Origin of the sequence: Pseudomonas sp. YJ42 (assembly GCF_047225135.1) — a bacterium.
In the GTDB taxonomy this organism is placed as follows: domain Bacteria; phylum Pseudomonadota; class Gammaproteobacteria; order Pseudomonadales; family Pseudomonadaceae; genus Stutzerimonas; species Stutzerimonas stutzeri_E.
This window is the reverse complement of the sequence record NZ_CP178378.1, coordinates 2,727,414-2,740,573: the sequence shown is the minus strand read 5'-3', so window position 1 is coordinate 2,740,573 and position 13,160 is coordinate 2,727,414. Positions and strand designations below refer to the sequence as shown.

Annotated in this window: 10 protein-coding genes, 1 tRNA gene and 1 pseudogene; 5 read left to right on the top strand and 7 right to left on the bottom strand. The window is 59.4% G+C overall.

Annotation, left to right across the window (positions count from 1 at the left end; all coding sequences use genetic code 11):
- Positions 1–17 precede the first annotated feature (17 nt).
- Entirely contained in the window at positions 18–1,781 is a 1,764-nt protein-coding gene (locus ACL0K2_RS12535) for a sensor histidine kinase (RefSeq protein ID WP_413042762.1), read from the bottom strand.
- Between the two features lie 378 nt (positions 1,782–2,159).
- Here ACL0K2_RS12535 and ACL0K2_RS12530 point away from each other — a divergent pair, with 378 nt between their 5' ends.
- A complete protein-coding gene (locus ACL0K2_RS12530) occupies positions 2,160–3,647 on the top strand; it encodes a SulP family inorganic anion transporter (RefSeq protein WP_413042761.1) in 1,488 nt (495 codons plus the stop codon).
- A 13-nt stretch (positions 3,648–3,660) separates the two neighbouring features.
- Entirely contained in the window at positions 3,661–4,512 is an 852-nt protein-coding gene (locus tag ACL0K2_RS12525) for a universal stress protein (RefSeq protein WP_413042760.1), read from the top strand.
- A gap of 1,132 nt (positions 4,513–5,644) precedes the next feature.
- Here ACL0K2_RS12525 and cfaB read toward each other — a convergent pair.
- The 4 genes from cfaB to ACL0K2_RS12505 form a co-directional block, all read right to left on the bottom strand.
- A complete protein-coding gene (gene cfaB, locus ACL0K2_RS12520; RefSeq protein ID WP_239609887.1) occupies positions 5,645–6,826 on the bottom strand; it encodes a C17 cyclopropane fatty acid synthase CfaB in 1,182 nt (393 codons plus the stop codon).
- Between the two features lie 2,158 nt (positions 6,827–8,984).
- Positions 8,985–9,119 (bottom strand): YHYH domain-containing protein, encoded by a 135-nt coding sequence (locus tag ACL0K2_RS12515; RefSeq protein WP_102851770.1) that lies wholly within the window; start codon positions 9,117–9,119, stop codon positions 8,985–8,987.
- Positions 9,120–9,295: 176 nt separating this feature from the next.
- Positions 9,296–9,391: transfer RNA gene (locus tag ACL0K2_RS12510), tRNA-Sec, on the bottom strand.
- A gap of 23 nt (positions 9,392–9,414) precedes the next feature.
- Positions 9,415–10,188, bottom strand: coding sequence for a tyrosine-type recombinase/integrase (locus ACL0K2_RS12505; protein ID WP_413042759.1), 774 nt, complete (start codon positions 10,186–10,188; stop codon positions 9,415–9,417).
- Between the two features lie 39 nt (positions 10,189–10,227).
- Between ACL0K2_RS12505 and ACL0K2_RS12500 the strand changes: the two genes are divergently transcribed.
- Both ACL0K2_RS12500 and ACL0K2_RS12495 read left to right on the top strand, forming a co-directional pair.
- The gene (locus ACL0K2_RS12500; RefSeq protein ID WP_413042758.1) at positions 10,228–10,851 is read left to right on the top strand and encodes a hypothetical protein; all 624 of its coding nucleotides are present in this window, start codon (positions 10,228–10,230) and stop codon (positions 10,849–10,851) included.
- A 132-nt stretch (positions 10,852–10,983) separates the two neighbouring features.
- Positions 10,984–11,604 (top strand): annotated as a pseudogene (locus ACL0K2_RS12495) (hypothetical protein); the annotation flags it as partial.
- Between the two features lie 538 nt (positions 11,605–12,142).
- Here the strand turns inward: ACL0K2_RS12495 and pflM are convergent.
- Together pflM and ACL0K2_RS12485 are read right to left on the bottom strand one after the other, a co-directional pair.
- Positions 12,143–12,478 (bottom strand): lysogeny maintenance protein PflM, encoded by a 336-nt coding sequence (gene pflM, locus ACL0K2_RS12490; protein WP_413042757.1) that lies wholly within the window; start codon positions 12,476–12,478, stop codon positions 12,143–12,145.
- Between the two features lie 39 nt (positions 12,479–12,517).
- The gene (locus ACL0K2_RS12485; protein WP_102846341.1) at positions 12,518–12,733 is read right to left on the bottom strand and encodes a hypothetical protein; all 216 of its coding nucleotides are present in this window, start codon (positions 12,731–12,733) and stop codon (positions 12,518–12,520) included.
- A 142-nt stretch (positions 12,734–12,875) separates the two neighbouring features.
- On the opposite strand from ACL0K2_RS12485, the gene ACL0K2_RS12480 reads away from it, so the two are divergent.
- Positions 12,876–13,145 carry a hypothetical protein gene (locus ACL0K2_RS12480; protein WP_413042756.1) on the top strand — a complete coding sequence of 90 codons (270 nt, stop codon included), beginning with the start codon at positions 12,876–12,878 and terminating at the stop codon, positions 13,143–13,145.
- Positions 13,146–13,160: the final 15 nt, after the last annotated feature.

Genomic DNA, 13,160 nt, shown 5'->3' with positions numbered 1-13,160 from the left:
TCTTGCGAGTTGCCAGTCTACTCGGCGGCGGCCTGTTCGGCTGCCGGCAGGTGCAGGACGAAGACGGCGCCGAGCGCATCGTTGTGTGCTTCCAGGTTGCCGCCGAGATCGCGCACGATGCCGTAGGAAACCGCCAACCCCAGGCCCAGCCCCTGGCCGACAGGCTTGGTGGTGAAAAAGGGCTCGAAGACCTGGTCCAGATGCTCACTGGCGATGCCGCCGCCGCTGTCGGCGACGCTCAGCGTCCAGCCCTGCCGGTCGCGGTGACCCTCGATGCGCAGCTGGCGGACCTGGCTGCCCTGCATGGCGTCGAGCGCATTGGTCAGCAGATTGATCAACACCTGTTCCAGACGAATGCCATCGCCACTGACCCAGGCATCGGCCGGCACCTGACGCAGGACCTCGACGCTATCGTTGCGGATGCGCGGGCCGAGCAGTTGCAGAGCCTGTTCCAGCACCTCGGCCAGGCTCAGCCGTTGACGCAGACCGGCGGGACTCTTACGCGCGAAGGTCTTCAGATGACTGGTCAGTGCGGCCATTCGCTCGAGCAGGCCCTCGACTTGGCCGATGCCTTCGCGCACTGCCTCGGTGCGGCCGTTGTCGAGCAGCAATCGCTGGCTGGCCAGCTGCATGCGCAGGGCGGTCAGCGGCTGGTTGATTTCGTGGGCGAGGGCGGCGGACATCTGCCCCAGCGCCGCCATGCGTGCGGCATGTACCAGTTCATCCTGGGCGGTGCGCAGCTCTCGCGTGCGCGCCTCCACCAGGTGCTCCAGCTCGCTGCGGCTGCGCTGCTCGACGCGTCGGGTCTTGCGTCGCTGGGCCAGGTAAAGCAGCAGGAATGCCAGAGTCATCCACACGCCGGCCGCGGCCAGGCGATAGCTGCGCACGTTGGCGGCGATCAGTTGCGGTTCCTGCAACAGGTGCAGCGTCCAGTTTTCTTCGGGCAGCTGCAGGCGCTGCCAGAGGTAGTTGCGGCGACCGTCCGGGCCGTCCACCTGGCGCCGTTCGCTGTCTGCGGCGATGCGTTGCAGGCTGTGGTTGGGTAAGGGTTGCAGGTTCTGCTCGGCATAGCGGCGCGCGGCGACCAGCTGCGCGCGTACCGTTTCGTCGAGCGGGCGCAGGTAGCGGAAACGCCAGGCGGGGCGGTTGGTAAGGATGACGATATCCAGCGAGTCGGCAATCAGCAGAATGCCCGACTGCCCGACCCACTCGCGCTGCATGTCCTCCAACTCGAGCTTGACCACCAGCACGCCGATCACCTCGCCGGCGCTGTTCTTCACCGAACTGGACAGGAAGTAGCCGGGGATGCCGGTGGTCACGCCGACAGCGAAGTAACGCCCGGAGTCGTTTTTCAGCGCATCGAGAAAATAGGGGCGGAAGGCGTAGTTGTTGCCGACGAAGCTGGTCCAGTCGCGCCAGTTGCTGGCGGCGAGGGTTTCGCCGCGGCGGTCGAGCAGATAAAGCACCGAGGAGCCTGCCGCCTCGTTCTGTTGCTCCAGGCGCTGGTTCAACAGCTCCCGCAGGGCCTGATCGCCAGGGTTGTTCAACAGCTCTTGGATATCGCTGTCCAGTGCAAGCAATGCCGGCACCGAGCGAAAGCGCTCGACCTGGGTGTGGATCGCCTGTGCGTACAACTCCAGCTGCCCACGTGCCTCCTGGCTGCGCTCGGCCCAGGCGCGACGCTCGGCAATCTGCCCGGCCCAATACATGCTGAGCAGCAAGCCGACGAGGATCAACAAGACGATCAGGGCAACGTGGTGACGGCTGGAGTGGACAGGCATGGCGGGCTCGCTGTGGGGATTTCGCATGGTAAGCCAAAGTGCCTGCAGGGTGGTTTGCCGAGTCAGCTAGCGGCTATCGATGGTCAGGCGCGGTCGCGGTGACGGGCGGGTTTCGGTATGCTTGCCGACCCTTTCGGCGCCTTTCAGCGCCAAGACTCGTATGAAATGGTTGATTCCATGACCTGGCTGCCTAGTCCGCCTTAGCGCAACGTCCCTCTGCCTGGCTGCGACCGCCTGTCATAGCGGGGTCGCGTTCTGCCGTGCGCCCACACCTCGTGTGCGTGGATCGCACCCATACTCGAATTTGAAAACTGGTCTCGTTTCAGCCTTGCTTGCCATACCCGGTCTGGCGGCGATGCCTTTGCTCTGGAAATTCCGATGCTCCATTCGATCAAGCAAAACTGGTTCTGCAATATTCGTGGCGACGTGCTTTCCGGTCTCGTCGTCGCCCTGGCGCTGATCCCTGAAGCGATCGCCTTTTCGATCATCGCCGGCGTCGACCCGCGGGTCGGTCTCTATGCGTCATTCTGCATCGCGGTAGTGATCGCCTTCGCCGGCGGTCGCCCCGGCATGATCTCCGCTGCGACCGGTGCCATGGCGCTGCTGATGGTGACGCTGGTGCGCGAGCATGGCCTGCAATACCTGCTGGCCGCATCCCTGCTCTGCGGGGTACTGCAGATCGGCGCTGGCTACCTGCGGCTCGGCTCGCTGATGCGCTTCGTCTCGCGCTCGGTGGTCACCGGCTTCGTCAATGCCCTGGCGATCCTGATCTTCATGGCGCAGCTGCCGGAGCTGACGAACGTCACCTGGCACGTCTATGCCATGACCGCCGCCGGCCTCGGCATCATCTACCTGTTCCCCTATGTGCCGAAGGTGGGCAAGGTCATCCCCTCACCCCTGGTGTGCATCCTCACGTTGACCGCAGTGGCCATGTACCTGGGGTTGGACATCCGCACTGTCGGCGACATGGGCGATCTGCCCGATACGCTGCCTGTTTTCCTCTGGCCGGAAGTCCCGCTGACCTTCGAAACCCTGCAAATCATCTTCCCGTACTCCGCCGCGCTGGCCGTGGTCGGTCTGCTGGAGTCGCTGATGACCGCCACCATCGTCGATGACCTGACCGATACCGGCAGCGACAAGAACCGCGAGTGCAAAGGGCAGGGGGTCGCCAACATCGTCTCCAGCCTGTTCGGCGGCATGGCCGGTTGCGCGATGATCGGTCAGTCGGTGATCAACGTGAAATCGGGCGGTCGCACTCGTCTGTCGACGCTGATCGCTGGCCTCGTGCTGCTGCTGATGGTGGTGTTTCTCAGTGACTGGGTCGGCCAGATCCCTATGGCCGCGCTGGTGGCGGTGATGATCATGGTGTCCATCGGCACCTTCAGCTGGGATTCGCTGCGCAACCTCAAGCGTTATCCGCTCTCGACCAACATCGTGATGGTGGTCACGGTGGCGGTCGTGGTCTTGACTCATAACCTGGCCTACGGCGTGCTGGCGGGTGTGCTGCTGGCGGCGATGTTCTTCGCCAACAAGGTCGGCCATTACCTCGACATCCGCTCGGAGCTGGATGGCGACGGCAGTGGTCGAACCTATCGGGTGATCGGGCAGGTGTTCTTCAGCTCCTCGGACAAGTTCACTGCCGCCTTCGATTTCAAAGAAGCGCTTTCACGGGTCACTATCGATCTCAGTCAGGCGCACTTCTGGGACATCACCGCCGTATCCGCACTGGACAAGGTGGTGCTCAAGTTCCGTCGTGAGGGCACCGAAGTCCAGGTGCTGGGTCTGAATGAGGCGAGCGCGACGATCGTCGACCGCTTCGGGGTGCACGATAAACCCAATGCTATCGACAGCCTCATGGGCCACTGACAGGGAGAACGACATGAACCAGGTTATGGCTTGCATTGACGGTTCACCGCAAGCGTCAGCCGTGTGCGATTGCGCGGCATGGGCCAGCCGGCAGCTGGATGCGCCACTGACCCTGCTGCACGTGCTCGACCAGCAGCAGTACCCGGCGACCGGCAACCTCAGCGGCATCATCGGCCTTGGCAGCCGTGAATACTTGCTCGAGGAACTGGCCGCGCTGGATGAGAAGCGCAGCAAGCTGGCGCTCGAAGAAGGACAAATGATGCTCGACGCTGCCCGGCAGCGTGTGATTACCGCGGGTGTCGAGCAACCGGACGTGCGCCAACGCCACGGCGATCTGGTCGAAACGTTGCACGACCTTGAACCGGATATCCGGCTGTTGGTGATCGGCAAGCAGGGCGAAGACAGCGGCAGCGACCTGCAACTGATCGGCAGCCAGCTCGAAAGCGTGATCCGCACTCTGCACCGGCCCATTCTGGTGACCCCGGCCGACTTCAGTGTGCCCACGAGCGTCATGCTGGCCTTCGACGGCAGCGCCACCACCCGCAAGGGCGTCGAGATGCTCGCCTCAAGCCCGCTGTTCAAGGGGATTCCGATTCATCTGGTGATGGTCGGCGATGACACCACTGATAGCCGTGCGCTGCTCGAATCCGCCCGCGATTCGCTGGCTGCGGCGGGATTTGAGGTGCACATCGCCATCCGCGCCGGGGAAGTCGAGCCGGTCCTGCATGCCTACCAGGCCGAGCATCAGGTCGGCTTGCTGGTGATGGGCGCCTATGGTCACTCGCGGATTCGCCAGTTTCTCGTCGGCAGCACCACCACGCGAATGATCCGCACGACTACCACGCCGCTGTTGCTACTGCGCTGATAGAGGCGACCCGCGGGCGGGCTGGTCAGTAGGGACCGCTTCGCCCCGGGGGCGGTCCCACAGCAGCCCCAAGCGCCCCATGAAGCTCCGTGGGAGGCGCGACCCCGCGCCGAATGAGCCCCGCCGCCCAGCTCAACGGTTTTAACCGCAGTGGTTGTATGCAGTGGAGAAACCGCTTCGCCCCGAGGTCGGGGCTCCCACAGCACCTCCAGCCACCACTCCAATCCCCGTGGGAGGCGCGACCCCGCGCCGAATGAGCCCCGCCGCCCATCTCAACGGTTTCAACCGCAGCGGTTGCGGGCAGCAGAGAAACCGCTTCGCCCCGAGGTTGGGGCTCCCACAGCACCTCCAGGCACCACTCCAATCCCCGTGGGAGGCGCGACCCCGCGCCGAATGGGCCCCGCCGCCCATCTCAACGGTTTCAACCGCAGCGGTTGCGGGCAGCAGAGAAACCGCTTCGCCCCGAGGTTGGGGCTCCCACAGCGCCTCCAGGCACCACTCGAATCTCCGTGGGAGGCGCGACCCCGCGCCGAATGGGCCCCGCCGCCCATCTCAACGGTTTCAACCGCAGCGGTTGCGGGCAGCAGAGAAACCGCTTCGCCCCGAGGTAGGGGCTCCCACAGCGCCTCCAGCCACCACTCGAATCTCCGTGGGAGGCGCGACCCCGCGCCGAATGAGCCCCGCCGCCCATCTCAACGGTTTCAACCGCAGCGGTTGCGGGCAGCAGAGAAACCGCTTCGCCCCGAGGTCGGGGCTCCCACAGCACCTCCAGGCACCACTCGAATCTCCTTGGGAGGCGCGACCCCGCGCCGAATGGGCCCCGCCGCCCATCTCAACGGTTTCAACCGCAGCGGTTGCGGGCAGCAGAGAAACCGCTTCGCCCCGAGGTAGGGGCTCCCACAGCGCCTCCAGCCACCACTCGAATCTCCGTGGGAGGCGCGACCCCGCGCCGAATGAGCCCCGCCGCCCAGCTCAACGGTTTCAACCGCAGCGGTTACATGCAGCAGAGAAACCGCTTCGCCCCGAGGTCGGGGCTCCCACAGCACCTCCAGGCACCACTCGAATCTCCGTGGGAGGCGCGACCCCGCGCCGAATGGGCTTGGGGCTCATTCGCCCTCTACGGCTCGCTCGCCTAGCGATACAGGTCCGCCCGCGACCAAGGCAGTTCATGGGAACCATCCGGCAAGGGCTTGCTCGCCAGAATCTGGTGCAGGTTGATCCAGTTGCGGCGGAAGCCATAGGCACAGCCCGCGAGATAGACCCGCCAGATGCGCAGCGCCCGCTCTGGCACCATCCGCTGGGCTTCGGCCAGATTCTTCTCCAAGCGTTCGCTCCAGAACTGCAACGTTCGCGCGTAGTGCAGGCGCAGACTCTCCACGTCGACGATTTCCAGCCCCGATTCGCTGATGCAGGCGCCGATCTTAACCAGGTGAGGTAGCTCGCCATGGGGGAACACGTAGCGGTCAATGAACTCGCCCGCGCCGTGAGCCACTGGCCGGCCGTCGAGATGCCGCGAAGTGATGCCGTGGTTGAGTACCAGCCCGCCCGGGCGCACCACATCCGACAGCTGCTTGCAGTACAGCGGCATATTGGCGTGCCCCACGTGCTCGAACATGCCCACACTCACCACCTTGTCGAACTGGCCATCCCGGGGCAGATCGCGGTAATCCATCAGCTCGAGCGTCACCTGCCCCTCGAGCCCCTCGGCGGCGACGCGCTCGCGGCCGAGCTTGAGCTGCTCGCGGCTGAGCGTGATGCCGAATACCTGGGCACCGAATTCACGCGCCGCGAAGCGCGCCAACCCACCCCAGCCGCAGCCGACATCGAGCAGGCGATCACCCGGTTTCAGCCGTAACTTGCGGCACAAGTGCCGCAGCTTGGCCTGCTGCGCCTGATCGAGATCTTCCGTGCCGGTCTCGAAGTAGGCACAGGAATAGACCATGTCGCGGTCGAGCCAGAGTTGATAGAACTCGTTGGACAGGTCGTAGTGATAGGAAATGGCCTCGGCGTCGGTGGCCTTGTCATGCGCCTCGCGAGTCGGCAGCGCGGAGTGCTCTTCACCCAGGGCGCTGGTGATTTCATCGCCGATGCGAATGATTTCGTCCAGCGGCCCGTGCAGGTCGATCTGACCCTCCACATAGGCACCGCCGAGCAAGTCGAGGCTGGGATGTGCGAGTTGCGGCACGAGGCTGGGGTCCTTGATCTCCAGCGTTACGGAAGGGGCCGGGCCTATGTCGATCTCGTTGCCATCCCAAAGCTTCAGGCGCAACGGAAGTTCCAGCTCCTTCAAGGTCGGAAGTAATGCGGCCAACATACTCGATCTCCTGAATGTCACGTGCATGGAATCCTAGACCAGCTTTTTCACGCTTGCGCTCGATCGGCCGATGGCTTTTGTCTATCAGTCCGATTGAATTTTTGCTGGCAGGGCGCAGGAAAGGGCTGGCGCCGTGATCAAGCGCTGGCGTATGCAGGTTCCGGATACAAGGCGAGGGAAGCGCTTGGGAGCCAGGACGAAATGGCGGAAGGCAGTGGGAGTCGAACTCGTTTTTTTGGGCCACCAGTGACTGGCAATCTTCGGCTTTGCTAGGCCTACCGCTTGCGCATGCCCGCTTTGTTCCGCTCTAGACGGCAGTGATTTCGACACTTTATCGACACGGCAAGGATGAAAAGGGTGCTCAAGGTCGCACGCGGTGCAACCTATGGATTGGGTACAATTTCAGGCTTCTCGAAGCTGGTGTATAAACATCCTTCCTTCCTGAGAAGACCGGAACGAGGGCCTAGGAAGAGAATCGGACGGGTTTTTATACACCAAGCCAATTCGGCGTCTTATACACCAGTTAGTGTCTAATTATAGTTAGGTATCTTCGATGGCACAGCGAAAAGATACAGGCCTGATAATGATTGCAGGAGCATTACTCTTGTCAGGCTCCTATATCTTGACAAAGGCAATCCAAGGAAATGGATCCACAATAATATCAAGCAGGATTCTTAACTCCGCACCAACAAACCCAGAAACTAGCATGCTTGCCGCAATAACAATAATAGCAGTCGGCTTATTTGTTTTTTACAAGGCATGAAAATCAGGCAATACCTAACAATGCGCTCAACAATCGCTCACTTCGCTCGCTGGACAGCCAAAAGCTTCGCTTTTGTCTGCCTGTTAGCTAATCGTTATGTTCCTAATCAAGGAATCGCCAAAATGGAAGCTGAAGATTTCTCCAAAGAAACATCCATTAAAAATAACCCTCGGCCACCTGCTTCTTGCCTGGGAGGTCTTGTCTGATAAATTCTCAGACTTGCATTCTCACAAAGATCTTTCAGAAGAAGAACGCAGAGCCATTGGGTTTAGCGGACTTGCTTGAAAACTCCTTGGCCGAAAACGGCGTCACTAAAAGGCCTCAAGCAGAATGGACGGTGCTTATCAGCAGAGCGAAGGAGTATATGAAGGCTGTCCCTGTTGATTTCCTTGAATAGGCTCGTGTCGTGACTAGCAGTTAGTTCAAATTGTTCGCTTCGCTCACTAGACTGGCAATGGCTACGCTTTTGCTCGCCTGTAGCTTAATCTTTAGGCACTAGCATGAAACTCGAGTTTCACCTTGAGGCTGTAATCACTGAGACACCTGAGCGCTTGTTAATAGGTGATCTTGCGCCTTTAGGAAAAGATAAACTGAATGCCATGCTGCGAGGGTTATTGGCATACGAGATGCGTGCTAATCTCAGCTCTGAGCACCAGAACCTTTACCCTTACCTAGAGCGACTTCAGTCTAGACGACTTGAAGTTGCCAAACGCTTTGTAGAGTTAGGCGGCATAGTAAGTGCTGTAGTTCTCACAGGTTCGTTGCCGGAATGGTCTTCGGAAGAGCGACCTCCAGTTGCGAGTCTGGTCAAAACTAAAGGGCACCAGTTATACAGTGCATAACGGTTCGCTCATATCGCTCACTTCGTTTGCTGGGTCGGGGATAATCTTCACCCTTAACATCGCTAGGTTTGGATATTTAAATGACAGTTGACAGAGCGGGACAATTAATAATGAGCGCACTAGCTGTAGTTTTGTTTTTGCCTGTACCTGTTAGCTATTTATCAAATCGTGAAGTGCCGGTAGTGCTGCAGATAATCTTGGTGATTTTAGCCATGACTTTGTTGCTTGCCGCTTGGGCAACATCACCAAGGTTCAGGGAAAATTTGCTTGCGGAGCTTCCTTGGTTATTTCCAGGGGGTAGATAGTTGCCTAACAGTAATTCAAGCCGTCCGCTTCGATCACTGGGATTGGCTAAGGCGGCAACATCCTGACCCTGCAAAAGGTCCTGGGCCACGCCTCGCTGAACATGACCATGCGCTACGCGCACTTGGCACCGGACTACCTGAAGGACGTCATCACGCTCGGACCCATTCGGGGTTTTCGACACTTCTACGTTGGGCAAACCTGCGACAGAACCTAGAACCCCGCCAAGACGGGGCACAAGCATCAATGCTTAGTGGCAGTGGTAGTCGCCGGTCTTGTGATTGCGATGGCAACCTTTGGAGTCTGTACCGCCACTGTGGGCGAACGCGGACGCGGAGGTTACTGCAATCAAAGCAGCGATGATCACGGCAGAAATCTTCTTCATTTTTGGTGCTCCGTCTTGCTGGCATGTCAGCGTGATATCAAAGTGATATCTAGGCGCATGATGCTCTTGCCAGTAAGGGAAGTCGCCAATTTTCGACACTTCTTCGACATCCAAGGCAAGGCCGCTCCGGTCGAGTAGCTGGAGGCCGCATAGCCTGGGGCTTTCAGAGCGGGAATTGGCGGAAGGCAGTGGGAGTCGAACCCACCCGGGGACGGCTGCCGCCCCCAACCGGGTTTGAAGCCCGGCCGCACCACCGGATGCGATTGCCTTCCTCATTGATCTACAAGGACTTTTTCTAGCTTGGCTGATGCTCCGACAGGGAAGTGTCGAAGAAGTGTCGAAATTCCTTAGCAGGGCCAAATGCCAGTACGTCTTGCAGATGATCAGGCGCGAGGTGAGCGTAACGCATTGTCATGGCGAGTGACGAATGCCCCAGGATCTTTTGCAAGGTTAGGATATTCCCGCCGTTCGCGATGAAGTGTGACGCGAAGGTGTGGCGTAGAACATGAGACTTCTGTCCTGCTGGCAGATTGAGGCCAGCACGAGCGACAGCCTCATCGAATCGATCACGGCAATTGCTAAACGCGCCATGCTCGCGAAGATGAGCACGAATGCGGTCCGCCAACTTCGGATCGATGGGCACGACACGCCGCCGCTTTGACTTGGTGTTCACGAACTGGAGCGCTCCGTCTGCTACCCGGCTCACTGTCAGTCCCTGAGCCTCGCCCCATCGGCAACCTGTAACAAGGCAGATCATCGCAATCAGCTCGACATGTGGATGCCTCATATTCCGCATCACACCGAAAAGCTGATCGATCTGACTGGTGTCGAGGTAGGACAATTCGCGCTCTTGCACTCGTATCGCACGGAGTAGGGCAAGCGGGTTCCGATAGTCGATTTCACCGAGACGACGCAGCTCGTTGAACATAGCCCGCAGATAGGAAAGTTCGTTGTTCAGGGTCTTGGGACTGATCCCTGATGCAAGCCGCTTGGCACGATATTCGGCGAAGTCGGTAGCGGTCAGCATGATAGCTACCGGATTTTTCAGGCGTTCAACCATCCGATCCATGATGACGCGGCGTCCCTCATAGTCAGAGAGCGACCCACCGTGCAGGCGATCATCGGGGCGGGCTTTCTTGTGTATCGCGCCTATGCCCGGTATGAGCAAGAGAAGACCGAGCCGGAAGCAGCAGTCCAGATCGGCGCGCAGCTCGAATCCGAATCCATGGTCGATCAAGCGAAAAGCGTCGTTGGCTCCTTCATCAACCCCATCGGCGGGCAAGGTGCAGAACAACCGCAAACCCTCGAGCAATATCTTGGGTCGCGCGTCCCTCGTATTCAGGATGTGCCCGGCTCCGCGCCGATCTACGACCAGCTGAACGCCCCGCAATCCTTCCCCAAACCCATCTGCATCGCCACGACCGACCGGGAGCTGATAGGCCGCAACCGAAGGCGAATGAGCATTGGCGACACCGATGACGGGCTGACCGGCTGCCGCTGCAACACCCAGCAAGGCACGTTGCTGGAGGTGTCGTTCGAGTTCTGCATGACGGTCGTGCAGAACGGCTACTTCGACCCGACCAAGCCGGACCGAGGCTCGATGCAGGACCAGAACCGCAACAACCAGCTACCGGCAATGCAGCCCGTGGCACAGCCACGCCTGGAACAAAGCGAACCCAAAGGCACCCGGTTTACCCGCGTGCCCTATGAAAAAGGGGAGTTCCTGTGGTGAAGATCGTCAGCGCGTCCTTGGCACGCACGGCGAGGCACGAGCCGGCGTGCTGCGCGCGCTGACGTCCCTGTAACACGTCAGATAAAACCAGTTGAAACCGTCCGTTAATGGACATTGTTGGGGGATTCAAGAATGAGCGTTAAAGACCAAGCGAGACTGGACCATCAAACGGGCAACCCGACAAAGCATGGCCGTTTATTCGTTGACCCAGGCACAGCAGCAATCACCGATATGTCGAAGATCCGCTTACTGCGTTGCGGCGTCGATACGGTCCGCCAGCTCTATCGAGGTTTGATTCGTCCGGAAATCATGGCTCTGTTTGAAAAACCGGGCGCACTAGTCGAGTTTGCTGGGCAGATCTGGCATTCCGGTCGTGTTGGTCGTGACTCGGGCTACCAGTACAAGCTGCAAAACGCTGATCTCGGTTTCATCCTGCTCATCAAGAACTTCAACGCCAAGCTCGACAGCATCGGCCCTCACCTGAAAATCGAAGTATCGCCCCACGCCATCGACTCGCTATCGCCTGAGCGTCTGCAGGAACACATGGATTACTACGCTGCCGCAGTGCTGACCCATCGGGAGCGTAACCAGTGTGCCGTTCACCTCGCTTTGGATCTCCAGGGCTGGAAGCCTCCGGTGGATCTGGTAGCGCGCTTGCACTGTCGCGCCCGGACGCACCGCGATATCTCGGGCATCAATGAAATCAACTGGGCAACCAAGTCGAGCGTTTACGGACGTGGGGAAACGTCCATGAAGGTTGGCCGACTGCCGCCTTGATCAGGTGCTGGTGAAGGATGGTTTGGCCGTTGGTCGCTTCACAGGCATTCGGTGGCGGAATGCACTCGCCCGTTTCGGGATCGTAATTGGAGCCCGGAGAGCAAGAATCGCCGCGCCTGGTTGCTGTGTTGAACCAAGCGCCGTAACGCTCAAGCTTACCAACTGTACGTCCTGATCCTGACCACCCTGGCGTTCTATCTCGTGTTTTTTGGGCGGGTTTGAGATGAAAAGGATTTTTGCGGTTTTTTTGGCTTTGCTGCTTTGGCATACGCCCGCCATTGCCGAGGACTATTACTGGACTGTTAACTACCCGGACCCACAAATAAGATATTCCAGCGGTGTCGCCGCTTGTAATGCAAATCATGCGTTCTATGAGAAAAGTAACGCAGCACAATACGCAGCGTTTGAGCAGGTAATTGAAAAAGGCACAACCTCTTTTACATGCCGTACCTATGGTCTAAATATACGTCCCAATACCGGCAACACGAGCAGCGTGGCGATGGTGTTCATTGGATCAGGCCTCCAGCTCGAACGGTTCGTGGATTGGCACGTAGGGCGTGGGTTTGCCCGTATCGAGCACAACGCTCCAATACTTCGGCGGTCGGTCGGGTGGCGTGTGTTTCTCGCAGGTAGAGGCCGGTATCACCGCCCATTCCGAGGCGAGGACCGTCCAGACACCAGCGATCTTGCCCATCCTTGTTGCGCGAATCGGCTGCACAGACGCGGGGCGGCATTGGGCGCAGGGTGTGGACCGGGAGCGAGCGGGTCTCGCCACTTCGCGTCGGGACCAGCAGACAGAGCAGTCGCAGTGCTCGGGATGCGGTAGGCGCAGGTAGTTCGACAGGCTCATACGTCATCCTTTGGGCTGGATTTCCGTAGACGGCGCGGATCATGTGTCCCACTCCTTTTCCATAAGCTGCTTGGTCAGGAGCACAACGTTGACCATCACGTATTTGCCGACCTTGTGAGACGGGATGTAGCCGTTACGAATCCAGCCCCACACCACGTCATGCTCGTCTGCCATGCGAATCCAGTCCGCGAACTGACGCCACGGCATCACTGGCGGTGCGTTGTGTAGGTCTATCGGCGGTAGGTTTCCTTCCATGTCCTTGGCCTTTGTTGCACTATGTTGGTCTTTATAGGGCTACGTCAGTGCAATATTGGGGTGTAAATACTGAACTGACAGGCAAAGAATAACAGTGTATTCCTAGAGTTCAAATAGTGAACTCAGAGATTCTTAGAACATTATGGAATCGATGCAGGATAGAGCTATTGCTCTCATCTATAAGGCAGGGCTAGACGATCTGGTCCGCAAGTCGGAGATCAACTACAGCCGATGGAAAAATCTTCGCCATAAGAAGGCGAGATTGAGTACGGAGGAGGTCGAGGTCCTAGTGAGGCTCTTCCCGCAGTACGCCCTATGGGTTGCAAGCGGCGAGATCGCCCCCGAGTGCGGCCAAGTTAGCCCGGACTACGACGAGGCCAACCGAAACTTGCCCAGTCAGAGCGCGGGATAGCGATCACAACGGAAG